At 65.0% G+C, this 24,201-nt stretch carries 22 protein-coding genes; 16 read left to right on the top strand and 6 right to left on the bottom strand.

The annotated features are described in order from the left end of the window. The first annotated feature begins 19 nt into the window (after window positions 1–19). Window positions 20–478, top strand: a complete 459-nt coding sequence (locus BraRD5C2_RS17285) for a DUF983 domain-containing protein (RefSeq protein WP_223969920.1) — start codon at window positions 20–22, stop codon at window positions 476–478. 106 nt (window positions 479–584) lie between these two features. Here the strand turns inward: BraRD5C2_RS17285 and BraRD5C2_RS17280 are convergent, their stop codons facing one another. Beyond that, complete coding sequence (locus BraRD5C2_RS17280; RefSeq protein WP_374708014.1) at window positions 585–1,784, bottom strand: multidrug effflux MFS transporter; 1,200 nt, start codon at window positions 1,782–1,784, stop codon at window positions 585–587. A gap of 313 nt (window positions 1,785–2,097) precedes the next feature. On the opposite strand from BraRD5C2_RS17280, the gene BraRD5C2_RS17275 reads away from it, so the two are divergent. Next, window positions 2,098–3,432 carry an MFS transporter gene (locus BraRD5C2_RS17275; RefSeq protein WP_223969918.1) on the top strand — a complete coding sequence of 445 codons (1,335 nt, stop codon included), beginning with the start codon at window positions 2,098–2,100 and terminating at the stop codon, window positions 3,430–3,432. A gap of 176 nt (window positions 3,433–3,608) precedes the next feature. On the opposite strand, the gene BraRD5C2_RS17270 is transcribed toward BraRD5C2_RS17275, so the two are convergent. The 5 genes from BraRD5C2_RS17270 to BraRD5C2_RS17250 form a co-directional block, all read right to left on the bottom strand. After that, window positions 3,609–4,559 carry a YiiG family protein gene (locus BraRD5C2_RS17270; protein WP_223969917.1) on the bottom strand — a complete coding sequence of 317 codons (951 nt, stop codon included), beginning with the start codon at window positions 4,557–4,559 and terminating at the stop codon, window positions 3,609–3,611. Window positions 4,560–4,736: 177 nt separating this feature from the next. Beyond that, entirely contained in the window at window positions 4,737–5,372 is a 636-nt protein-coding gene (locus BraRD5C2_RS17265; RefSeq protein WP_223969916.1) for an aspartate/glutamate racemase family protein, read from the bottom strand. Between the two features lie 183 nt (window positions 5,373–5,555). Beyond that, complete coding sequence (locus BraRD5C2_RS17260) at window positions 5,556–6,566, bottom strand: amino acid ABC transporter substrate-binding protein (RefSeq protein ID WP_223969915.1); 1,011 nt, start codon at window positions 6,564–6,566, stop codon at window positions 5,556–5,558. A gap of 13 nt (window positions 6,567–6,579) precedes the next feature. Beyond that, the gene (locus BraRD5C2_RS17255; protein ID WP_223969914.1) at window positions 6,580–7,929 is read right to left on the bottom strand and encodes an aspartate aminotransferase family protein; all 1,350 of its coding nucleotides are present in this window, start codon (window positions 7,927–7,929) and stop codon (window positions 6,580–6,582) included. A 5-nt stretch (window positions 7,930–7,934) separates the two neighbouring features. Further along, window positions 7,935–8,810: a MurR/RpiR family transcriptional regulator gene (locus BraRD5C2_RS17250; RefSeq protein ID WP_223969913.1), complete on the bottom strand. Its 876-nt coding sequence runs from the start codon at window positions 8,808–8,810 to the stop codon at window positions 7,935–7,937. 106 nt (window positions 8,811–8,916) lie between these two features. Here BraRD5C2_RS17250 and BraRD5C2_RS17245 point away from each other — a divergent pair, with 106 nt between their 5' ends. The 14 genes from BraRD5C2_RS17245 (at window position 8,917) to pncA (ending at window position 24,143) form a co-directional block, all read left to right on the top strand. Then, complete coding sequence (locus BraRD5C2_RS17245) at window positions 8,917–10,116, top strand: amino acid ABC transporter permease (RefSeq protein ID WP_374708011.1); 1,200 nt, start codon at window positions 8,917–8,919, stop codon at window positions 10,114–10,116. 1 nt (window position 10,117) lies between these two features. Further along, window positions 10,118–11,239, top strand: coding sequence for an amino acid ABC transporter permease (locus tag BraRD5C2_RS17240; protein WP_223969912.1), 1,122 nt, complete (start codon window positions 10,118–10,120; stop codon window positions 11,237–11,239). Between the two features lie 357 nt (window positions 11,240–11,596). Further along, entirely contained in the window at window positions 11,597–12,097 is a 501-nt protein-coding gene (locus BraRD5C2_RS17235; protein ID WP_223969911.1) for a hypothetical protein, read from the top strand. 73 nt (window positions 12,098–12,170) lie between these two features. Beyond that, the gene (locus BraRD5C2_RS17230) at window positions 12,171–12,965 is read left to right on the top strand and encodes a FadR/GntR family transcriptional regulator (protein WP_223969910.1); all 795 of its coding nucleotides are present in this window, start codon (window positions 12,171–12,173) and stop codon (window positions 12,963–12,965) included. A 43-nt stretch (window positions 12,966–13,008) separates the two neighbouring features. Then, complete coding sequence (locus tag BraRD5C2_RS17225; RefSeq protein WP_223969909.1) at window positions 13,009–14,427, top strand: amidase family protein; 1,419 nt, start codon at window positions 13,009–13,011, stop codon at window positions 14,425–14,427. Between the two features lie 40 nt (window positions 14,428–14,467). After that, window positions 14,468–15,913, top strand: coding sequence for an amidase family protein (locus BraRD5C2_RS17220; RefSeq protein ID WP_223969908.1), 1,446 nt, complete (start codon window positions 14,468–14,470; stop codon window positions 15,911–15,913). Window positions 15,914–16,114: 201 nt separating this feature from the next. Next, complete coding sequence (locus tag BraRD5C2_RS17215; protein WP_223969907.1) at window positions 16,115–17,335, top strand: ABC transporter substrate-binding protein; 1,221 nt, start codon at window positions 16,115–16,117, stop codon at window positions 17,333–17,335. A gap of 439 nt (window positions 17,336–17,774) precedes the next feature. Next, window positions 17,775–18,527 (top strand): 2-amino-5-chloromuconate deaminase CnbZ, encoded by a 753-nt coding sequence (cnbZ, locus tag BraRD5C2_RS17210; RefSeq protein ID WP_223969906.1) that lies wholly within the window; start codon window positions 17,775–17,777, stop codon window positions 18,525–18,527. 124 nt (window positions 18,528–18,651) lie between these two features. Then, a complete protein-coding gene (locus tag BraRD5C2_RS17205) occupies window positions 18,652–20,244 on the top strand; it encodes a flavin monoamine oxidase family protein (RefSeq protein ID WP_223969905.1) in 1,593 nt (530 codons plus the stop codon). After that, window positions 20,241–20,648 carry a c-type cytochrome gene (locus BraRD5C2_RS17200; RefSeq protein WP_223969904.1) on the top strand — a complete coding sequence of 136 codons (408 nt, stop codon included), beginning with the start codon at window positions 20,241–20,243 and terminating at the stop codon, window positions 20,646–20,648. Before BraRD5C2_RS17205 ends, BraRD5C2_RS17200 begins: the two co-directional genes overlap by 4 nt. Before the next feature lie 19 nt (window positions 20,649–20,667). Next, window positions 20,668–21,156: a Rid family hydrolase gene (locus BraRD5C2_RS17195; protein WP_223969903.1), complete on the top strand. Its 489-nt coding sequence runs from the start codon at window positions 20,668–20,670 to the stop codon at window positions 21,154–21,156. A 130-nt stretch (window positions 21,157–21,286) separates the two neighbouring features. Then, window positions 21,287–22,705, top strand: a complete 1,419-nt coding sequence (locus BraRD5C2_RS17190) for a M20/M25/M40 family metallo-hydrolase (RefSeq protein ID WP_223969902.1) — start codon at window positions 21,287–21,289, stop codon at window positions 22,703–22,705. Beyond that, window positions 22,705–23,523, top strand: coding sequence for an aspartate dehydrogenase (locus tag BraRD5C2_RS17185; protein WP_223969901.1), 819 nt, complete (start codon window positions 22,705–22,707; stop codon window positions 23,521–23,523). Before BraRD5C2_RS17190 ends, BraRD5C2_RS17185 begins: the two co-directional genes overlap by 1 nt. Further along, on the top strand, window positions 23,523–24,143 hold the full coding sequence (pncA, locus tag BraRD5C2_RS17180; protein ID WP_223969900.1) for a bifunctional nicotinamidase/pyrazinamidase: 621 nt from the start codon (window positions 23,523–23,525) through the stop codon (window positions 24,141–24,143). The genes BraRD5C2_RS17185 and pncA overlap by 1 nt, the downstream gene beginning before the upstream one ends. Window positions 24,144–24,201: the final 58 nt, after the last annotated feature.

The following is a 24,201-nucleotide window of genomic DNA, read 5'->3' as shown; positions in this document are numbered from 1 at the left end:
GCTCTATGAGGCATATTGTATGGATGATCAGATCAGGTCAAGGATGACGACAATGACCGAGACGGTTTCCCTGCCCAAGGCGATGTGGCGCGGTTTTGCGATGAAGTGCCCGAACTGCGGGCGCGGCCATCTGTTCGGCCGCTTCCTCAAGGTGGCGGATCATTGCGAGGCGTGCGGCGAGGATTTCACCCCGCAGCGCGCAGACGATTTCCCGGCCTATCTCGTGATCGTGGTGGTCGGCCACGTCGTGGTGCCGGCGCTGCTCTGGATGGAAATGACTTACGCGCCGCCGGCTTGGCTGCAACTGGCGATCTGGCTGCCGTTCACGCTGTTCAGCGCACTCGGGCTGCTGCAGCCGACCAAGGGCGCGATCGTCGGATTGCAATGGCAGCTCGGGATGGAAGGATTCGCGGCGACGCGGCGTGCAGCGGCGCCGGTGCGGGCGCGAAGCAATGCCGGGCGAGCTCGCGAAGCCTGAAACCAACCACGGAAGTGTAGCCCGGATGAGCGAAGCGACATCCGGGGCAGTTGTGCCAGTGCGACGAACCGCCGATTGCGCTTCGCTCCATCCGGGCTACGGATGATCAAATCGGATGATGATGCGGCCGGAACATGCGGCCCTTCTCCGTCACCAGCACCACGGCGAGCGCGGCCAGCGTGCAGAGGAAGAAGCCGGTTGCGAACGGCAGCAGGGTGCCGTCGTAATCCTGGCCGATCGTGGTGCCGATGCCGATCCCGAGCAGGGTGGTGATGGTTCCGTAGAGCGAGGAGGCGGTGCCGGCGATCTTGCCTTGCGGCTCCATTGCGAGCGCCGTGAAGTTCGCCATCATCAGCCCGAACGCGAACATCATCGGGCTGGCCAACACCATGAACAGCGGCAGCGACAGCGTGTCGGTCTTCACCGCGAGGAACAGCGCGCCGGCGACGACGGCAAAGCCGGTCAGCGCGGCGTGCGAGATCACCCGCATGCCGATGCGGCCGACAATGCGCGAATTGAGGAAGCCGGCGATCGCGACCCCGACCGCGCAGGCGGCGAAGGCGACCGGGAAGTAATGTCCGAGCTTGAAGACCTCGGTGAAGATCTGCTGCGAGGAGAACACGAAGGCAAACAGCGAGCCCTGCACGCCGCCGGCGGCGAGCGCGTAGCCGAGCGTCTGGCGGTTGGTGACGGTCTGGCGGAATGCTGAGAGCACCTCCGGAATTGCGAGCGACTTGCGCAGCTCGAGAGGCAGCGTCTCCGGCATCCGCATCGCGCTCCAGGCGAGCGCGATCACGCCATAGATCATCAAGAGCACGAAGATGCCGCGCCAGTGCGTCAGCAGCATCACGGCCTGGCCGAATGACGGCGCGATCACGGGCACCGCGATGAACACCATCATCGCCAGCGACATCACGCTCGCCATCCGCCGTCCGGCGTAGCAGTCGCGCACGATCGACGTCGCAATCACGCGGGTTGCCGCGGTGCCGAGCCCTTGCAGCGCGCGCGCCAAGAGCAGCGTCTCGAACGAGGGCGCCATGATCGCGAGCAGCCCGGCGATGGTGTAGACGGCCATGCCGCCGAGCAGCACCGGGCGGCGGCCGAAACGATCAGACAGCGGGCCCATCACGAACTGGCCGACGCCGAAGCCGACCAGGAAGATCGACAGCACCATCTGCGGACGATTGGCGTCGGCGATCTGGAACGCGGAGCGGATGTTCGGCAGCGCCGGCAGCATCATGTCCATCGCCAGCGGGTTGAGCGCCATGATGGAGGCAATGACGACGACGAATTCCGGAAAGCCCATCGGGCGGTGGCCTGAGGACACCCAGGCATCGGCATTGATGTCAGACACTTAAAACCTCTTGGAAACTCCCAGCATAGCGGTCTTGCTGCATTGCACAATCGGCGTTTTGGGATGGGAGACCGTCGGCGGCGGGTGAGGTAGCCGGGTCATGGAACCGGCCCCGAGGCCTTGGTTGGCGCATTATCGTTGCTGCTGCAACTATTTTCCTCGTCCCGCGCCGGAAGCTCTGCTATCCCGGTACCAGCATCCGTGCGGGCAGGCGCATCGCGGCCGATCACGCCCGTACGGCCAAGAACGGGTTTGGGGAGGCCACATGTCCATCGAAATCTCCGCGCGCTCGCGCGGCGCGACGCTGTCGGATGAGGAGCGCAAGGTCCTCACCGCAACGCTCGTCGGCACCACGATCGAGTGGTACGACTTCTTCGTCTACGCCCAGGCCGCGGGCCTGGTGTTCGGCGCACTGTTCTTCGCGCCGATGAATGCGAACAATCCGCTGCTGGCACAGATCATCTCGTTCGCGACGCTCGGCCTCTCATTCCTGTTCCGTCCGCTCGGGGCCATCGTCTGTGGTCATCTCGGCGATCGCTTCGGCCGCAAGAACATGCTGGTCGTCACGCTGCTCTTGATGGGCGCTGCGACTGCGCTGGTTGGTCTGCTGCCGACGTATGCGCAGATCGGCGCCTGGGCGCCGGCACTCCTTATTCTGCTCCGCATCCTGCAGGGCTTCTCGGCCGGTGGCGAGTGGGGCGGCGCGGCGCTGATGTCGGTGGAATCGGCGCCACGCGACAAGCGCAGCTTCTTCGGCTCGTTCCCGCAGATCGGCACGCCGCTCGGCATGATCCTGGCAACCGGTGTGCTGTGGGTGCTGACGGCTACGCTCGGCAAGCAGGCGATGATCGAATGGGGCTGGCGGATTCCGTTCCTGCTCTCGATCCTCCTGATCGTGGTCGGCATCGTGATCCGCCGTACGGTCGAAGAGTCCCCGGTATTCCTGGCGATGCAGCGGCGGCACAAGGAATCCTCCGCGCCGCTGCGCGAATTGATGCGCAAGCACAGCAAGGAGATTTTGCGCACCGCGCTGATCTTCATGGCCAACAATGCGGCCGGATACATCCTGATCGCGTTCATCATCAGCTACGGCACCAACACGCTGAAGATGCCGTCGGAGCAGCTGCTGCTGATCGGCACACTGGCGGCAGTGAGCTGGTTCATCTTTACGCTCTTGGGCGGCATCCTCGGCGACAAGATCGGCCGCGTGCGCTGCTTCCAGATCGGCTACACCCTGATGGTGCTGTGGGCGGTGCCGATGTGGTTTTTGATCGACAGCAAGAATCTGCTGCTGTTCTTCATCAGCGCCGTCGGCCTCACCATTGCGCTTGGTTTGTCCTATGGCCCGCAGGCCGCGCTCTATGCCGAGCTGTTTCCGGCCAAGGTGCGCTATTCCGGTGTCTCGATCGGCTACGCGCTCGGCGCCATCTTCGGCGGCGCCTTCGCGCCGATGATCGCGCAATGGATCATCGGCACCTACGGCCAGTCCTGGCGGGTCGGCGTCTATATCGCGGTGCTGTCGCTGATCTCGCTGATCACGGTGTCGACCATCAAGGATCCGCAGGGCGTCGATCTGAACGTGAACGACGCGGGGGCGTGAGCACTCCTGCGCGGACTGCCAGCTGGATCCGTCATTGCGAGGAGCGATAGCGACGAAGCAATCCATTGATCCGCATATGCGGCGCGATGGATTGCTTCGCTGCGCTCGCAATGACAGTGATGATCACCCCAGGAGCATCGCCGGCCATCCCAGCCCGCAACATCGGGTGCCGCCACTCAGATGCGGGCGCCGCGGTTGTAGCCGTCGACGAGTTGATTGTAGTCGCGCATCAGCCGGGCCGGCGATCCTTCCACCATCCAGCCCGCGCCGGCGTTGCTCAGCATCATCTTCTCGCCGGAGCTGTAAGGCACCTTGTCGCGAACGCGGCGCATCAGCTGCTTCGCCGTGGTGAGGAATGATTTGGCGCTGCCGATGAACATCGAGCCGAGCTTGACGTCGCCGTCCTTGCCCGAGGCCTCCTCGGTTGCCTTCACCGCGGCCTCATATTCGTTGAGCGCCTGGGTGATCGCGTCGAGGTCGGGCTTGTCGGCCTGCTGCGCGCGAAGCACGCGTTTGGCCTGGATCATCAGGGCCTCGACATAGTAGTGCGACTTGCGGCCTTCGCTCGCCTCGATTGCGGCCAGCTGCTCGGCTGCGCGATTGTCATTGATTGCCTCGACGCCGGCGCGCAGCGCCTTGTCGGCGCTGGCAAACGCATCCCATGCCGCGACCAGGCGCGGATGCAGCGCCTTGCCCTTGGCCATCTTGTCGTCCTTGTAGTTCTCCTGGGTGTAGTAGTCGTCCGCCTCCTTCAACAGCGGCTCGAGCGTGGTGACGGCCGCAACATATGCATTCGCCGCGGCTTCGAGCCCGGCATCATGCGGGTCCATTGCATTGGCGGCTGCGACGCCCGCCTTGCAGTCGGATGTGTCGTAGATCGTGTAGGTGCCGTAGATGATCCGCTCCTTGCCAGTGGGACCGCTTTTGGCGGCCCAGGAAAAGTAGCGTTCGCGGGATTCGTACGATCGCGCCGAGAGACGGTTGATGCACCCGACATAGGCGTTCACCTTTTGCGTCAATTGCGCGGAGGAGGCGCTCGCCGACGACGCGGGCGGGGACTGTTGGGCGGCGGCCGGTTCGAGAAGCGCAACGACGGCTGCAATCACAAGGAAAGAGGTATTTCGCATCGGGAGTTTGCCTCATCTCGGCCGGAAGTCGGCCGCCTCAGCCTAGGAAAATAATGTGACAGCAGAAGATTACGTCACGAGCCTCCACCGAGGCCGCGCGGCACATTATCGATAGATTTATTTGTCGGCTACGGGCCGCAAGCCACTACCGCCGGTACCCGGCGATGATGGGCGCGCTTACTTGATTCCGAGCTGCGCTTTCAGCTTCTTGACCGCGCTGTCGGGCGTCGTCAGCACCTCGCGGCCGGTGATCTCGGCGACGCGCTCGGCCGCCGGCGCCATGCTGTATTGCGCGAGCGCGATCAGATCGCAGTCGCGCAAATCCTTCGCCGCCTCGACCACGATGCGGTCGTGCTCGGCGCGGTCGCCGCGATCCAGCGCCGCCAGCGCGCCCTCGGCGAGTTTCGGCACCAGCGTGACCGACGCTGGAAACTCCAGCGGCATCGACACCAGCGTTGGCGGGAAGGTCGAGAGCAGGCCGATGCGCTTTCCCTTCGCGACCGCCTGCTCGATCATCGCTTCGTTCGGCTTCAACACGGGCATCGGCGCGTGCGCGCGCGCCACTGCCTCGATGCAGGGTCCGAACGCCGAGCAGGTGAAGAGAATGCCGTTGGCGCCGGTGCTTGCCGCGTAGCGGCCCATGGTGAGGAAGCGCTCGGTCATGCGCTCACTGAGCTTGCCGTCGCGCGCAAGGTCGGCCGACAGGCTGTCGTCGAGCAGGTTCATCAGCCGCGCCTCCGGCCAATGTTTTGCGAATGACGCCTCGATCGGCACGATCGAGTGCTTTAGGGCGTGAATGAGCGTGATGCGCATGGGGTTGCTACTGCCTCTGCCTTCTCTCCCTCTCCCCGCCCTTCGCGGGGAGAGGGCAGGGGTGAGGGGCTCTATCGTCGTAACAAGTCAGAGGGGGATATGCGGAGGCTCCCTCTCATCCGTCATTCAAGCTACGCTTGAACGACGACCTCTCCCCGCGAGCGGGAGAGGTAACAAGAAGCGTTACTTGAACGGGATCGCATACATCAAGCCACCCTTGCTCCAGGTGCCGTTGAGGCCGCGTTCGAGCTTCAGGGGGCTCGCCTTGCCGACATTGCGCTCGAAGATCTCGCCGTAATTGCCGCCGGCCTTGATCGCCGCGACCAGCCATTTGTTGTCGAGGCCGAGCCGCGAGCCGAGATCGCCGGACGCGCCGAGCAGGCGCTGGATCGCCGGGACCTGCGACTTCGTCATCTCGTCGACATTGGCCTGCGTCACGCCGAGTTCTTCGGCTTCGACCAGGCCGTAATGCAGCCAGGTGATGATGTCGCTCCAGACCTCGTCGCCGTTGCGGGTGAACGGGCCGAGCGGCTCCTTGCTGATGGTCTGCGGCAGCACGACATAGTCGTCGGCCTTCGGCGCCGCAGTTGCGACCGCGCCGGCGAGCGCCGAGGCGTCCTGGGTCATGGCATCGCAGCGGCCGCCGAAGAAGGTCTGGTACATGGTGTCGGGGCGATCGAACACCAAAGGCTTCCAGTCGATGCCGTTGGCGCGACCGTAGTCGCCGAGCGTCACCTCATGCGTGGTGCCCTGCGCGACGCAGACGGTGGCGCCCTTGAGATCCTTCAGCTCCTTCACGCCGAGGTCCTTCTTCACCACAAAACCCTGACCGTCGTAGAAATTGACGGGGCCCTGGCGCAGGCCGAGCGTGGTGCCGCGCAGATAGGTCTGCGTCGAGTTGCGGTACAGCACGTCGATCTCGCCGGATTGCAGCGCGGTGAAGCGGTTCTGCGCGGTCAGCGCGACGTAGCGCACCTTGTTGGCATCGCCGAGCACGCCCGCGGCGAGCGCGCGGCAATAGTCGACATCGAGGCCCTTGAAATTACCCTGCGAGTCCGGCGCCGAGAAGCCGGCAAAGCCGGTCGAAACGCCGCACACCAGCGTGCCGCGCTGCTTGATGGTGTCGAGCGTCGCCGCGCTTGCGCTCGCGATGCCTGCGACGAGAACAGCTGTCGTGATCAATCCCCTGTACATTTTACACCTCCTGCTAATGACCAATGTCCTTGAGCGCGCTGTCTACCGCAGCGCCTAGTCTTTCGACGATCATGTCGATGTCGTCGGAAGTTGCGATATAGGGCGGGGCGAGCAGCACATGGTCGCCGCGCTGGCCGTCGGCGGTGCCGCCCGACGGATAGCAGCCGAGCCCGCCGGCAAACGCCGCGGACTTGATCCGCTGATGCAGCTTCAGCTTGGGATCGAACGACTGCCGCGTGCCGCGTTCGGCGACCAGCTCAATCCCCCAGAACAGGCCGCGGCCCCTGATGTCGCCGACATGGCGGTGATTGCCGAAGCGCTCGGTGAGCCGCTGCTCGAGCTGGCGGCCGCGTTCCTTGACCTGGTCCAGCAGCTTCTCCTCGCTGATCACCTTCTGCACCTCGAGCGCGGCGGCGCAGGCGAGCGGATGCGCGAGATAAGTGTGGCCGTGCTGGAACGCGCCGGAGCCGTTGCGCACGGTATCGACGATGGCGCCGCTCGCAAGCATCGCACCGATCGGCTGGTAGCCGCCGCCGAGGCCCTTGGCGACCGCCTGGATGTCCGGCGAGATGCCTTCCTGTTCCCACGCATGCAGCGTACCGGTGCGGCCCATGCCGCACATCACCTCGTCGAGGATCAACAGCGCGCCGTGGCGGTTGCAGATCTCGCGCACCGCCTTGAAGTAGCCTTCCGGCGCCGGCACGCAACCAGCGGTGGCGCCGACCACGGGCTCGGCGATGAAGGCCGCAACATTCTCGGGGCCGAGCCGCTGGAATTCCACCTCGAGCTCAGCGGCGAGCCGCGCGACGAACGCGGCCTCCGATTCATCGTCGCGCTTCTCGTGATAGGCAAAAGCCGGCGTGACGTGGCTGAACGAGGGCGACAACAGCGGCGCGTAGGGCTCGCGGCGCCAGGCATTGCCGCCGGCCGACAGCGCGCCGAGCGTATTGCCGTGATAGCTCTGGCGGCGCGCGATGAAGCGGGCGCGCTTCGGCTCGCCGCGCTCGATGAAATATTGCCGCGCCAGCTTGATCGAGGCCTCGATCGCCTCCGATCCGCCGCTGACGAAATAGACATAGCCGAGACCGCCGGGCTCGTGGCCGACCAGCCGCTCGGCGAGCTCTTCCGCGGGCTCCGACGAGAAGAAGCCGGTGTGCGCATAGGCTAGCTTTGAAGCCTGCTTTGCGATCGCGGCCAGGATGCGGGGATGCTGATGCCCGAGGCAGGAGACGGCGGCGCCGCCGGAGGAATCGAGAATGCGGTGGCCGTCTTCCGCAATCAGCCAGACGCCGTCACCGCCGATTGCCTTCGGCGGGGTCTCGCGCAGGCTGCGATGCATCACGCGGCTCTTGTTGGCTGCCATGATACTCATCCTTTCTCGACAAAATATTGCGACAGCTCGGCAAGCCGGCCTTCGGTCTGCTCCAGCTTGCGCTTCGCGCTCGCACCGCCCAGCGTGAAGGCGACGGCGGCCAGCGACTGGGCGACGGCGATCGCGCCGGTGAGGCTCGGGAAGAAGCCGGGCGAGGAGGCGGCCTCGAACAGCAGGAGATGATTGGCGCCCTCGGCCATCGGCGCGCTGATCGTGTCGGCGATCGCGATCAGCGTGGCGTGCGCCTGATGCGCTGCACGCGCCGTCTCGACGCTGACCAGGGTGTAGGGCGCAAAACCGATCACGACCACCGCGTCGCCTGAGCGGAAGGCGCCGTGGTCGAGATCGAACGGGCCGGAGCCTCCGACCAGCTGCACGGCGTCGGGGCGGAACAGGCGAAGCTGGTAGGTCAGCAGTTCTGCAACGCTGCGGCAGCTGCGAAAGCCCGTGATCCAGATCCGGTTGGCGGCGTGCAGCGCACGCGCGGCCTCCGCGATCGCGCTCGCGGAAATCCGCGCGAGCCCCGCGGCTTCAGCTTCGATCTTATCGTGCACCAGTTTGACATCGGCATTGGGTCCGGCGCGGCGGCTCTTGGCCCGGCCGGAGAACGGCGAGCCCTGTGCCGGCCTTCGCGCTTCGGTAAGTGCGGCGCGCAATTCGTCCCAGCCGGAATAGCCGAGCGCCTTGGCAAGACGGGTGAAGGATGCAGGATCGGCGCCGGCGACCGAGGCGAGCTCGCGCATCGAGCGGGTGGTGGCGTCGTAATCATTGGCTGCGACAAAACGCCCGACCTCCTGCAAACGCATCGGCAGCGAAGGCAATGCGCTGCACAATTCGTTCAGGGGCGATGGTTTCGGCTGAGCCTGGGCCATGAAACATATGTTGCACGAATATAGATTTGGTGCAACATATGAAGTGCGCAGCCCGGAATACGCTCTTGCGCATGGCAGAAGATCGCTTCTCAGAGGATCCTGTGCTGTGACGACATCGACGCCGAACCACCCTCCCGCCCGAGCTCCAAGCCGGCCCTGGCGGCTATCGCTCAGCGATCCCCGCGTCGCCGGCCTGTTCTGGCAGGTCCTGGTGGTCGCCGTCGCGGTCGCCATCGTCGCCTGGCTGTGGTCGAACGCGGTCCATAATCTCTCGGTGCGGCGCATCTCGACCGGGTTCGCGTTCCTCGGCCGCGAAGCCGGCATGCCGATCGCGGATTCCTGGATCGACTACTCGCCGAAGAACACTTACCTGCGCGCCTTCATCGTCGGCATCGTCAACACGCTGCGCGTCGCCGCGATCGGCATCGTGCTGGCGACTGTGATTGGCACGCTGGTCGGCATCGCGCGGCTGTCGTCGAACTGGCTGCTGGCGCGGCTCGCCGCGGTCTATGTCGAGGTGCTGCGCGATCTGCCGCTGCTGCTGCAGCTGTTGTTCTGGTACGTGCTGATGCAGGGCCTGCCGGCGGCGCGCCAGGCGTGGAAGCCGGTCGAGGGCGTGTTTCTCTCCAACCGCGGGCTCATCCTGCCGTCGGTCCCGCTGTATGAGGCGAATTGGTGGACGATCCTTGCGCTGGTCGCGGGTCTTATCACGCTCCATCTCATCAGGCGCCGCCTGGTCGCGCAGCAGATGCTCGACGGCAGAGCGCGGCCGGCCTGGCCCTACGCGCTCGGCCTCGTGGTCGCGCTGCCCCTGCTGGTGTCGTGGCTTCTGGGCGCGAGCTGGAGCATCATGCTGCCCGAGCTGCGCGGCTTCAATTTCGTCGGCGGGCTGACGCTGGCGCCGGAATATTTTGCGCTGCTGATCGCGCTCGTCACCTACACCTCGGCATTCATCGCCGAGATCGTACGCAGCGGCATCCAGGCGGTGCCGCGTGGCCAGTCGGAGGCCGCCAAGGCGCTCGGGCTGAAGCGCGGCTTCGTCTTGCAGCACATCGTGTTGCCGCAGGCACTGCGCGTCATCATCCCGCCGATGACCAGCCAGTATCTGAACCTGACCAAAAACTCCTCGCTCGCGGTCGCGGTCGGCTACCAGGACATCGTCTCGATCGCCAACACCACGCTGAACCAGACCGGGCAGGCGATCGAGTCGATCGCGCTGATCATGATGGTGTTCCTCACCATCAGCCTCGGCATCAGCCTGTTCATGAACTGGTACAATGCGCGGATCGCGCTGGTGGAGCGCTGAGATGAGCTCGGTCGTGCACCTTCCGCAGGATCCGCTGCCGATCGGGCCGCGGCCCGCACCACGGGCGCTCGGCGGTCAGTTTACCGCGTGGCTGCGCGCCAATCTGTTCGCATCGATCCCGTCCAGCATCATGACGCTGTTGATGCTGTTCGTGCTCGGCAAGGCGTTCATCGGACTCTGGCAATGGGGCATTGCCAACGCGATCTGGACCGTCTCCGGAAATGACACCAGCGCCTGCCGCGCGCTGCGCGGCGCCGGTGCCTGCTGGGCGGTCGTCCCCGAGAAGTACCGCTTCATCCTGTTCGGCACCTATCCGTTCGACGAGCAGTGGCGGCCAGCGCTCGCGGTCGTGATCTTCATTGCGCTGTTCGCGGTCTCGAGCCGCCGCAGCTTCTGGCACAAGGAGCTGTTCCTGCTGTGGGCCGCGGCCTTGATCGTGATCGGCTGCCTGATGTGGGGCGGCTTCCTCGGCCTGTCCTTCGTGACGCAGGACCGCTGGGGCGGGCTGCCGGTGACCTTGATCCTCGCGACCTTCGGCCTGGCGTTCGGCTTCCCGCTCGGCATCGTCGTGGCGCTCGGGCGCCGCTCGAAATTGCCGGCAATCCGCTCGCTCTGCGTGCTCTATGTCGAGCTGATCCGCGGCGTGCCGCTGATCAGCCTGCTGTTCATGGCGAGCGTGATGTTCCCGCTGTTCATGCCCGACGGCGTCAACATCGACAAACTGTTGCGCGCGCAGATCGCCTTCATCCTCTATGCCGGTGCCTATCTCGCGGAAGTGGTGCGCGGCGGCCTGCAGGCGGTGCCGCGCGGACAGTATGAGGCCGCCGATGCGCTCGGGCTGTCGTACTGGGAGAAGAACGCGCTGATCGTGCTGCCGCAGGCGATCCGCCACGTCATCCCGCCGCTGGTTAATACCTTCATCGCCTTCTTCAAGGACACCAGCCTGGTGCTGATCATCGGCATCTTCGATCTCCTGACCACCGCCAAGACCGCGATCGTCGATCCTGCCTGGCAGTCGTTCAGCGTCGAGGTCTATGTGTTCGTCGGCGTGATCTATTTCGTGTTCTGCTTTGCGATGTCGCGCTACAGCCGCGGCCTCGAGGCACAGCGCGGAACGAACTGAGCGAGCTGGCCTCGGCGTCGCTTGCTTCGCTCGCATGCTGCGTCTCCGATGCCAACCGCATCCGCAGCGTCCTCCTTTGATTTTTGCAACGGCCTGTTCTGGCCTTAAGGTTGCAGCAACCAAGATTTGGCCGATGGTCGGCGCCGAGCGCGGCTGGCACAGAGTGCACTAGGCGCTGTTCCGTCCCTAACCTATTTTGAGTGCCATTCGATTCGCGAACGCGCGCGATAAAAAAAATTATTGTCCGCGTGGGCATCGTCCGATGTGGACTGAGCGCCGCGCAACGGCTGCCGTTACCTTTTGACAGGAATGCATGGTGCCTGCCTGACAGGCTTATTTCGATTTTGCTGTACGCCAATGGCCGAAGACAACGCCGTCTATCCGGAGAGTACCCGAAGCCAGGTCGACGATGCCCTGCAGGGATTTTCGACCGATGAGCTTCGTGACCTCCTGACAGAGATCGAGCAGTTCTTGAGTCCTGAAGCTAAGCCGCGCCGACCAGGACTGCGACTGGCGGGAGGCACGGACATGAACGGGTCCATCGCGCGCGCAAACAGTGATCGCTGCCCGGATCCGCTCAAGTGCCCGGACGTCCCGGACAACATCAGATCAATCCCCAACAAGCGGTTGCCTGAGGAAGAAAGCAGGTTCGGCCGCCGAAGGGAGCAAGTTGCGTTTGCCGAAGCCAAGGCCGCAACCTGCCGGGCTTGGGCAGATCGTCAAAGGCGTCTGACGGAATCGTTTGCCCCCGGATCGGTTGATCGAGAACTGGCCGAAAGGCTGCTCGCCGATTTCGAAGCGCTCGCACGGTTCATTGACGGATTCTGTCGCCGGATGCGCCTCACGCCGAACCAATAGCCGGCTTTAAGAGCATCCTGGTTGGGGCCACCGAGGGCTTGCAGAGGCGTCCCGGCCGATTTATGATCATAAAATGGATAAATCGGCTTTACCGTCCCTGGATCCCTCGCGGCGCGCCTCGATCAAGCGCAAGCGCTCGGACGCGGTCGCCGACCTGATCCGGAGCCACATCTTCCAGGCCGGCTTGCAGCCGAACGACCGGCTGCCGCAGGAGGTTGAGCTGATCGAGATGTTCGGGTGCAGCCGCTCGACCATCCGCGAGGCGCTCAAATCGCTGGAGGTGCAGGGGCTGGTGCAGAACAGCACCGGGCCCGGCGGCGGCGCGCGGGTGGCGCCGGTGTCGATCAACCGGATCGTCGGCCTGCTCAGCAACTACTTCTATTTCCAGTCGATCTCTACCGCGCAGATCTACCAGATCCGCCGCCTGATCGAGCCGGAGCTCGCCTTCAGTGTAGTCGGCCACCTCACGGCGGCGCATTTCGCGGTGCTCGACAAGGCGATCGCGGTTCAGGAGCATCATCCCGGTGGCATTGCGGACTGGGAGCACCACCGCCACGCCGAGATCGATTTCCACGACATCCTGATCAAGGCCTGTCCCAATCCGCTGCTCGGCCTGGTCGCCCGCTTCGTCAACGAGGCGATCCGGCATCTGATCGGCAAGCTCGGCGTGCAGGAATTCGCATCCAGCTTCACCTGCGAGAACATCGAGTTTCACAAGCGCCTGATGGCTGCGTTCCGCTCCGGCAATGCCGCGCGCGCCCGGCGCGTGATGCTCGATCATGTGCTGAGCGCCGAAGCCGTGGTGGTTCCCGCGGAGGACCGGCGCATGGATCTGCCCGTCTTTCACCAGCCGTTGCGGCTCGACTGAACGGCATCGGCTGATAGTTGCATACGCGTTGGAGGAAACAACAATGGTCACGCGGCGCGAGAATGAGTTGTGGAGCTGGTCGGCCGTCGATCTGGCGCGTGCGATCGCGACGCGTGCGATCTCGAGCCGGGACGCCGTGCAATCGAGCCTCGACCGGATCGCGCAGGTCAATCCGGCGCTGAACGCCATCGTCGAGGTGCTCGCCGATGAGGCGCTGGCCGCGGCGGATGCGGCGGACGCCGCGGTGAAATCCGGTGCGGAGCTTGGCGCGCTGCATGGCGTGCCGGTCACGATCAAGGTCAATGTCGATCAGCGCGGCCACGCCACCACCAACGGCGTCGTCGCCTTCCGCGACGTGATCGCAACCGACGACAGCCCGGTGGTCGCGAATTTCCGCAAGGCGGGCGCCGTCATTGTCGGCCGCACCAACACACCAGCCTTCTCGCACCGCTGGTTCACCAACAACGATCTGCACGGCGCGACCTATAATCCGTGGAGCCGCCGGCTGACGCCGGGTGGCTCCAGCGGTGGCGCCGCGTCCGCCGTTGCTTCCGGAATGGGCGCGATCGCGCATGGCAATGATTTCGGCGGCTCGATCCGCTATCCCGCTTACGCCTGCGGCGTTGCCGGCCTGCGTCCGACACCGGGACGAATTCCCTCGTTCAATCCGTCGGCGACATCAGATCGTCCGATCACGGCGCAGATGATGTCGGTGCAGGGGCCGCTCGCGCGCTCGATCGCCGATCTGCGCACGGGCCTCGCCGCGATGGCGCAGGCCGACGCGCGCGACGGCACATGGCTGCCGGTGCCCTTGCAGGGTGGGCCGCTCAAGCGTCCGGTCGGCGTTGCGATCGCGCCCGTGCCGTTCGGCGACGAGGCGCCGGAAGTCAGCGTAGCGGTGCGCGCCGCCGGACGCTGGCTCGCCGAGGCCGGCTTTGCGGTGGAGGAGACCCTGCCGCCGCGCCTCGCGGAGGCCGCCGATCTCTGGCATCGCCTCGTCATCAATGAGGAGCGGCGCGTGCTGGCGCCGATGATCCGCAAGTTCGGCGACGATCGGAGCCGTTACAATCTCGACTGCCATATTGCGTATGCGCCCGAGCTCGACGGCGATCAGGTGCTGGCCTGCTTCGAGCAGCGCCTCTCGATCGTGCGGGCCTGGCAGCTGTTCCAGGAACGTTGCCCCGTCATCATCCTGCCGGTCTCGGCGCAACTGCCGTTCCGCTTCGATCAGGATCAGGAAGACGCAACGGTGGTGCGTGCGCTGCTCGATGCGCAGCGGCCGCTGCTCGCGGTCCCCGCGCTCGGCTTTCCGTCGGTCGTGGTGCCGACGGGCACCGCCGGCGGGGTGCCGGTCGGCGTGCAGGTGATCGCCGGCCGCTTCCGCGAGGATGTCTGTCTCGCCGTCGCCGAGGTGATCGAGGCGCGTGCGTCGACGCTGACGCCGATCGACCCGCGAGACTGAAGGCACGCGGTTTCAAAACCAACAACAAACACTGAGCATCATGGGAGAGCACAACGTGACGAATGCACCGATCTGGCAATGGTCCGCCGTAGACACGGCGGCGGCCATCAAGAAAAGCGAAGTGACGTCGGAGCAGGTGGTTCGCGCCCATCTCGACCGCAAGCAGGAGGCCAACCCGGCGCTCAACGCCGTCGTCGTCGATCTCGGCGACGCTGCGCTGAAGGCGGCCAAGGCCGCCGACGAAGCGCTGGCGGCGAGCAAAGGGAAGGGCGGCGAGGTCGGACCGCTGCACGGCGTACCGGTCACGATCAAGATCAACATCGACGTCGAAGGCCAGGCCAATTCGAACGGCGTGGTCGCCTTCAAGGACAATATCGCACCGGGCGACTCGCCGGTGACGGCTAATCTCAAGAACGCCGGCGCCATCATCATCGGCCTGACCAATACGCCGGAATTCTCGCTGCGCGGCTTCACCGACAACCCGCTGCACGGCCTGACGCGCAATCCCTGGAACGCGGACGTAACCTGCGGCGGATCCTCGGGCGGCGCCGGCGCGTCGATTGCGGCCGGCATCGGCACCATCGCGCATGGCAATGACATCGGCGGCTCGTTGCGCTGGCCGGCGCATTGCAATGGCATCGCCACCATCAAGCCGACCCAGGGCCGCATTCCGGCGTTCAATCCCAGCGCCACGGCAGAACGGCCGCTGATGGCGCAGTTCATGTCGTCGCAAGGACCGCTGGCGCGCCACGTCGCCGACGTGCGCCTCGGCCTCGAGGTGATGGCGCAGCGCGACCCGCGCGATCCCTGGTATGTGCCGGCGCCATTGACGGGGCCGAAGCCTGCCGCACCGGTCAAGGTCGCGCTCGCCAAGATCCCCGAAGATATGACGACCGATCGCGGCGTGATCGCGCTTCAGCGCAGGGCGGCCGATCATCTGGCCGATGCGGGCTACGCGGTCAGCGAGGTCGAGGTGCCAGATCTCAACAAGGTCTGGCAGCTCTGGTGCGACCTGATCATGACCGAGACCCGCATCCTGCAGCAGGACCAGATGCTGGCGACCTCCAGCGCCGACTTCCAGAAGACGTTCCACGGCTTCATGGCGCTGGCCAACCCGCTCGACCAGGCTGGCTACATGAAGGCGATCGCCGAGCGGTCGCGCCACATCAGGAACTGGATGACGTTCCTCGAGCAATATCCGCTGGTGCTGATGCCGACCTCGGTGCGCAGGACGCCGGAGGTCAATGCCGATCTCGGCGGCGATCAGCGCGTCAAGGAGTTGTTCTGGAACGATTTGCGCTTCATTTCGTCGATGAACGTGCTGGGGCTGCCGGCGGCCGTGGTGCCGGTCGGCCTGCATGAGGGATTGCCGGTCGGCGTCCAGATTGTCGGCTCGCGCTATCGCGAGGACATGTGTCTCGATGCGGCCGAGGCGATCGAACGCAAGGTCGGCATTCTGACGCGGCAGTTGTGGGAGCGGCGCTGAGGCGATTTCGAAACCATCCAGCACTGTAAGGAACGCCGCGGCGAAATCTCGTCGCGGCGTTCGCATGATCGGCGAGGCGCCGTGTTCCTCCACCCGGAATTTGTGCGCGGAATCGCAGAGCGCCATGCCGGCCACGGGGTTGTCGGCGATCCCTGATTCCTTCAGGAGTTCGTCCGAACCATCCGAACCTTTGGGAACGAAATGTCCATCACGAAACGCTCGCCTGTCCTGATCGCAATTGCTGCCGCGTGTCTCTCCTTTGCAGCCGGCGCTGCTCGCGCGGAGGACGGCGTCCTGCGGGTCGGAATCATCACCGACATGAGCGGGCAATATTCCGATGGCAACGGCCCTGGGTCGGTGATCGCGGCGCAAAGGGCCGCGGAGGAAATCGGCGGCACGGTCGGCGGACGCAAGATCGAGATCATCTCGGCGGATCACCAGAACAAGCCTGACGTCGCGACCGGCATCGTGCGTAACTGGATCGACAACAAGGGTGTCGACGTGATCGCCGAAGGCGTCAATTCCGCGGTGGCGCTCGCGATCCAGACCGTGACGCGCGAACGCAAGAAGCTGTTCCTGATCTCGGGCTCCGGCTCATCCGATCTCACCGGCAAGCAATGCTCGCCGACCAGCGTGCAGTGGACCTACGACACTTACGCGTCCTCGAACGCGACGGCGAAGGCCGTGGTTGCGCGCGGCGGCACGCCCTGGTTCTTCCTCACCGCCGACTATGCGTTCGGCCAGGCGCTGGAGCGCGACGCCAGCAAGGCCGTGACAACGGCCGGCGGCAAGGTGCTGGGCGCGGTCCGTCATCCGTTCGACACCGCCGATTTCTCGTCCTTCCTGCTGCAGGCGCAGTCGTCCGGCGCCAAAATCCTGGCGCTGGCCAATGCCGGCTCCGACTTCCGCAACGCGGTGTCGCAGGCCGACGAGTTCAACATCCGTGCCAGCATGCAGCTCGTCGCGTTGCAGGTGACGCTCACCGACGTGCCCGCGCTGGGCCTCGCGCATGCGCACGATCTGCTGTTCACCGATTCCTTCTATTGGGATCGCACGCCCGAAACCCGGGTCTTCGCCCAGGAATTCTTCAAGCGGCATGGCGCGATGCCGACGGCTTACCAGGCCGGCGTCAACTCGGCGCTGCGGCACTATTTCAAGGCGGTCGCCGCGACCAACTCGGCGGATTCGGAAACCGTGATCGCGCGGATGCGCAAGACCCCGGTCAATGATTTCTTTGCCCAGAACGGCGTGGTGCGCGAGGACGGCCGCATGGTGCACGACATGTACCTGATGCGCATCAAGAAGCCGGAAGAGTCCAAGGGCAAGTGGGATCTCTACGAATATCTCGCGACGGTGCCGGGCGACCAGGCCTTCCGTCCGCTCGCTGAAGGCGGTTGCCCCTACATCGCCAAGGCGCATTAAGGGGCGCGAGACGTGGTCCGTAGGGTGGGTTAGCGAAGCGTAACCCACCATTCTCGCGATACGCCGTCGGCGGGTTACACCTTCGGCTAACCCGCCATACGATTCCATACGTCATTCCGGGGCGCGCCTCATGCCGTGAGAATGCGGATGCGTGACTCACGGGCAACGCCACACACTCGCCGTCGTCCCGGCGAAGGCCGGGACCCATAACCACGAATGACAATTGTTGCTCGACGCTGGAACAACGAGTCCTTCTCTCACGACACCTGCTGCGGAGTATGGGTCCCGGCCTTCGCCGGGACGACAGCGGAGGATGTGGCGCGATATCGACTCTGGCTTTCGCCGGGACGACGGCTGTGATGAAATCGAGCAGTTCGCGCATACCCTCCATCGCGAACCGTCATCGCGACGACCGCATCCATCATCCAGCAGAGGCACCATGACCAACACCATCGAGGCTCCCGACGGCGGCTACCGCTTCATGCCCGGCGTCAGTCAGTATTCCTGCGGCGTCGGTGCGCTACCCGGCTATGCCATCGAGCGGGTCAGGTTCTCAGAACCGGTGCCGTTGAGCGCGGGGTTTGAGCGGATTGCCGATATCATCAGCGACGCCGGCCGTCCGCTGACCGCATTCGCTGCCTGCGAGCTGCGCTCGCCGGCGCCGTTCACCGAGGACGGGTTCAAGGCCTTCAACGAAATCTACATCAAGACGCTGATCGCATGGGGCGTGATGCGCGATGGCGTCAATCCGGTGGCGCGCAGCAATGTCTGTCCAAAGCTCGATCCGCCCACCGAGCCGAGCTTCCACGCCTTCTGCTACACGGTGCCGGCGGCGAAGGATGCGCCGACGAGTTTCGTCGTGGCCGGCAGCGGCGAGTCGGTCGAGGGCAAGGCTAGTTATCGCGATCATACAGTCGCGCTCGGCGATACCAGCCCGGCCGGCATCCTGGCGAAGGCGATATTCGTGCTTGGCGAGATGGAACGCCGGATGAGCGCGTTCGGCGGTTCCTGGCGCGACACCACCGCGGTGCAGCTCTATACCGTCCACGACGTCTATCCGGTGCTCGAAAGCGAGCTCGGCCGCCGTGGCGCGCTTCGCAACGGCCTGACCTGGCATTTCGACCGGCCGCCGGTGGTTGGACTCGACTATGAAATGGATTGCCGGCGTGTGCAACTCGAACGCGTGGTGTGATGTATCGATCGCGTGATGCATCAAAAGCGCGTGTGGGCGCATGTGTAAGCGCGTGCCCTTTCTTGACACCGGTCGCGTCAACCGTTTCCCTTCGCCATCGAAATCAGCGGCTGGGTGAACGCGGGTGCAGAACCAATCTGTGATCAGGCGGCGGGATTTGCTGGCGCTGATCGGGACCATCGCCGGCAGTTCGGCGATGTATCAAGCGATGACGAGCCTCGGTTTCGCTTCCGAGTCCGCTTACCAGGGGCCGCTCAAGCTCACGGGCGACGTGAAGGGCGCTTCGGTGCTGATTCTCGGCGCGGGGCTTGCCGGCATGACGGCGGCGCTGGAACTGCGCAAGGCCGGCTACAAGGTCCAGATCCTCGAATTCAACAACCGCGCCGGCGGCCGCAACTGGTCGATCCGCGGTGGCGACAGTTTTACCGAGCTCGGCGGCTTCAAGCAGACCTGCCAGTTCGAGCAGGGGCTCTACCTCAATCCCGGTCCGTGGCGGGTTCCCTATCATCACCGTGCGCTGCTCGATTACTGTCGCCGGCTCAACGTGACGCTGGAACCCTTCATCCAGCTCAACCACAATGCCTATCTGCACGCGACACGTGCATTCGACGGCAAGCCGCAGCGCTTTCGCAGCATCAAGGCGGATTTCCAGGGCGGCGTGTCGGAGCTGCTCGCGAAGGTCAGCCAGCAGGGCAGGCTCGACGAGTTCGTCAGCAAGGAAGACCAGGAGATCCTGCTGCAGGCGCTGCGCGACTGGGGCGCGCTGGATCGCGACTACAAGTACAATGCCAATCTCCGCTCCGCCGACGTCCGCGGTTATGCGCGGGATCCCGGCGGTGGCTTGATGGGCGATCCGCTGCCCAGCGATCCGATCTCGCTCCAGGAACTGCTGCGCTCGCGGATGTGGCGCTACGTCCAGAGCTTTGCGCACTATGATTTCCAGACCACCATGTTCCAGCCGGTCGGCGGCATGGACATGATCGGCAAGGCGTTCGCGCACGAGGTCGGCGATCTCATCCGCTATAATGCCAAGGTGACGCAGATCCAGCAGAACGGCTCGGGCGTCACCGTGAGCTTTGTCGACACCGCCAGTCCGCCCACAGTCCAGCAGGCGACCGCCGACTGGTGCATCTGCACCATTCCGCTGCCGATCCTGAGCCAGCTGCCTGTCGACGTCGGTGGGCCGATGAAGAATGCGATCGATTCCTTGCCCTACGCCGCCTCGGTGAAGGTCGGGCTGCAGTTCAAGCGGCGGTTCTGGGAAGAGGATGAGGCGATCTATGGCGGCATCAGCTACACCGACCTGCCGATCCGGAATATCGGCTATCCGAACTATGGCTTCAACCGCGGCGGCCGCGGCGTCCTGCTCGGCGCCTATTTGTATGAGGGCGCCAATTCCTTCGAGTTCACCGCGATGACGCCGGCCGAGCGGGTTGCCAGTGCGGTCGAGTTCGGCGCCAAGATCCATCCGCAGTACAAGAGCGAGTTCGAGAACGGCGTCGCGGTGGCGTGGCATCGGGTGCCGTTCACGCTCGGCTGCGCCGGTGAGTGGACCGAAGCCGGGCGGGCGCAGCATTACCGCAATCTCTGCCAGATCGACGGCCGCATCGCGCTGGCGGGCGAGCACGCTTCGCAGCTGCCGGCCTGGCAGGAGGGCGCCATCCTGTCCGCGCTCGATGCCATTACCCGATTGCACGAACGCGTGGTGAAGACATGATGCGGGCAGGAACATCGGTCATCGCGGTGCTGGCGCTGCTGTCGGCGACCTCGGCCCTTGGGCAGGACAGCGGGGTGACCAAACGCACCTTCTCGTCAGGCTACCGTTTCGTGGAGATGACCGGCGAGGAGCTGTTCGGCAATGTCTGCCAGGGCTGCCACATGCCGGATGCCACGGGTGCGAGCGGCGCCGGCAGCTATCCCTCGCTCGCCGGCAACAAGAATCTCGAAGCCGGCAGCTATCCGATCTACCTCGTCATCAACGGCCGACGCGGCATGCCGGCGTTCGGCGACATGATGACCGATGGTCAGATCGCCGCCGTTGTGAATTATCTGCGGACGCACTTCGGCAACACCTATCAGGACGCGGTGACGACCAAGGACGTCCAGGACGCCCGCCGCTAACCATTTTGGAGAGAGTTCGATGAAGTTCATCGGTATCGCACTGGGCGCCGCGTTGTCGGCGATGGCGACCGTTGCCTCGGCTGACGTGGTCAGGCATCCGATTCCCAACTCGACCTTCCCGATCGCGCAGGCCGTGACCGTCACCGGCAACACCACGACGGTCTATGTCAGCGGGCAGGTGCCGCCGGTCGCCAACAAGGATGCCGATCCGTCGAGCCCGCAGGCCTATGGCGACACCAAGACCCAGACTGTCGGCGTGCTCAACCGCATCAAGGCCATTCTGGAGGGCCAGGGGCTTGGCATGGGCGACGTCGTCAAGATGCAGGTGTTCCTGGTGCACAGCACGGCTGCGCCGATGGACTTCAAGGCCTTCATGGAGGGCTACACCCAGTTCTTCGGCGGCAGCCAGCCGAATCTGCCGGCCCGCTCGGTGGTCGGCGTCGCCGCGCTCGCCAATCCCGGCTTCCTGGTCGAGATCGAGGTGATTGCGGCCAAGGACGCTAAATAAGGACTCCAAATAGCGTGCGCGAAAGCGCGGAGCATGCGCGCGGAAATTGAAGGGCTCGGCGTCTTGCCAAAGCGCGTGCCGCCTGTCTGAATTCATACCCAATCAGGTGGTGGAATTCTGGGAGAGCACGATGTTGCACAAGGCCCGAAACATGGTTCGATCGCTGCAGCTCGCGGCGGCGTTCGCTCCGGTCCTGCTCGCGTCCGGCGCCGGCGCGCAGGGCCTGACCGAGCAGCAGCAATTTGCCCGCGGCATCTACCAAGAGCTGGTCGAGATCAATACGACCACTGCGACCGGCGATACCCAGAAGGCCGCGGAGGCGATGGGCGCGCGGCTGCGCGCGGCGGGCTTCCCCGAGAGTGACCTGCACGTGTTCTCGCCGGCCCCGCACAAGGGCAATCTGGTGGCCCGGCTGCACGGCTCCGGCGCGCGCAAGCCGATCCTCTTGGTCGCCCATATCGACGTTGTCCCGGCCCTCCGCGAGGACTGGTCGGTCGATCCGTTCAAGCTCACCGAGCAGGACGGCTATTTCTACAGCCGCGGCTCGGGCGACGACAAATACATGGCGTCGGCCTTCATCACCAACCTGATCCGCTACAAGAAGGAGGGCTACAAGCCCGACCGCGACATCATCGTCGCGCTCGAGACCGACGAGGAGATCCTCGATGCCAACGGTCTCGGCATGCAGTGGCTGATCAAGAACCACCGCGACCTGATCGACGCCGAGTTCGCGCTCAACGAAGGCGGCGGCGTCGGCCTCAAGAACGGCAAGGCGATCCGCAACAGCGTGCAGACCAGCGAGAAGGTCTCGATCGGCTACCTGCTCACCGTGAAGGACCGCGGTGGCCATAGCTCGCTGCCGCGCAAGGACAATGCGATCTATCGGCTCGCCGAAGGCCTGGTGCGGCTCTCCAAATACGACTTCCCGATGAATCTCAACGAGACCACGCGGATCTACTTCACCAAGACCGCTGAGGTCGACAAGTCGCATGCCGACGATATCAAAGCGATCCTGGCGCCGCAGCCTGACCCGGCGGCGCTGGCGCGATTGTCGGAGAATCCCGGCTACAACGCGCAGCTCCGCACCACCTGTGTCGCGACCATGCTGGAGGGCGGCCACGCCATCAATGCGCTGCCGCAGCTGGCAACCGCCAAGGTGAACTGCCGGATCCTGCCCGGCGAGCCGGTCGAAGGCGTTCAGGCGACGATCGAGCGCGTGCTCGCCGACAAGCAGATCGAGGTGACCCCGACCGGCAAGGCCGTGTTGAGCCCGCCGTCACCCTTGAACGAAGAGATCATGGGATCGGTCGAGAAGCTGTCGAAGGAGTTCTGGCCGAATGCCGAAATCGTCCCCGTGATGAGCACCGGCGCCACCGACGGCAGTTATCTGCGCAATGCCGGGATTCCGACCTATGGTCATTCCGGGCTGGGATCCGATGTCGATGACAACCGGGCTCACGGCAAGGACGAGCGCGTGCTCGTCAAATCGTTCTACGAAGGCGAGGAGTACCTCTATCGCCTGGTCAAGATGCTCGCCGGCGGGAAATGATGGCTGACGGAAAGACAAAGATGCGGGTTGCGGTCGCCGGCCTCGGCGCGATCGGCACCGAAATCGTCAAGGCGCTCGATCAGGGCATCGAGGGCTTGACGCTGGTCGCGGTGTCCGCGAACAGTCCGGACAAGCACCGCGGCTGGGTCGAAGGTCTCAAGTCTGCGCCGAAGCTGCTGCCGATCGAGCAGCTGGCCGAGGTCGCCGACATCGTGGTCGAGTGTGCGCCGAGCAAGCTGGTGCGCACGATCGTGGCGCCGGTGGTCGAGCGCGGCAAGACCGCGGTCGTGCTCAGCGTCGGCGCGCTGTTGCAGAATGAGGACCTGGTCGACCTTGCCAAGGCGCATGGCGGCCAGATCATCGTGCCGACCGGCGCGCTGATCGGGCTCGATGCGGTGACGGCGGCCGCGGTCGGGACCATCCATTCGGCAAGGCTGGTGTCGCGCAAGCCGATCGCGGGCCTCGTCGGCGCGCCGCATTTGGTCGAGAACAACATCCGGATTGAGGGCATCACCGAGCCGCTGCGCATCTTCGAGGGCAGCGCGCGCGACGCGGCAAAGGGCTTTCCGGCCAATCTCAACGTCGCGGTGGCGCTGTCGCTCGCCGGCATCGGCCCCGATCGCACAAGGGTCGAGATCTGGGCGGATCCGACGGTGACGCGCAACGTCCACCGCATCGAGGTCGATTCCGATTCCGCGCGGTTCTCGATGATGATCGAGAACATCCCCTCGGAGAATCCGAAGACCGGCCGCATCACGGCGCTGTCGGTGATCGCCTGCCTGCGCAAGCTGCGCGCGTCCTTGCGGATCGGCACCTGATGAAGATCGGGCCCGACGATGTCTTGCTGATCATCGATGTGCAGAACGATTTCTGCCCCGGCGGCGCGCTGGCGGTGGCCGACGGCGATGCCGTCGTGCCGGTGGTCAACCGGCTCGCGGCGCGCTTCGATCATGTCCTGCTGACCCAGGACTGGCATCCGGCCGGCCACAGCTCGTTTGCGACCTCGCATCCGGGCGCGGCGCCGTTCTCCTCAGTCACCATGCCCTATGGGCCACAGACGCTGTGGCCGGATCATTGCATCCAGGGCACGGCGGGCGCCGCGTTTCATCCTGATCTTGCGACCGACCGGGCCGAGCTCGTGATCCGCAAGGGGTTTCGCGGTGCGATCGATTCCTATTCGGCGTTCTTCGAGAACGACCGGATAACCTCGACCGGGCTCGCCGGTTATCTGCGCGAGCGCGGCCTCAGGCGCGTCGTGATGGCCGGGCTCGCCACGGATTTCTGCGTGCAGTATTCGGCGCTCGATGCGCGGCGGCTCGGCTTCGAGATCGCGGTCGTGCTGCCGGGCTGCCGTGCCATCGATCTCGGCGGTTCGCTTGCTGCCGCCACGGTGGCGATGCGCGACGCCGGTGTCGCGCTGGTCGAGGAGATCCCCTGAACGCAGCCAAGCCAGGGCAAAAACCATTGTTTTGACTGGCCTTTTGTTCTAATCCCCA

The organism is Bradyrhizobium sp. RD5-C2, assembly GCF_019972155.1.
Taxonomy (GTDB): domain Bacteria; phylum Pseudomonadota; class Alphaproteobacteria; order Rhizobiales; family Xanthobacteraceae; genus Bradyrhizobium.
This window is presented reverse-complemented; position numbering and strand designations above follow the sequence as displayed.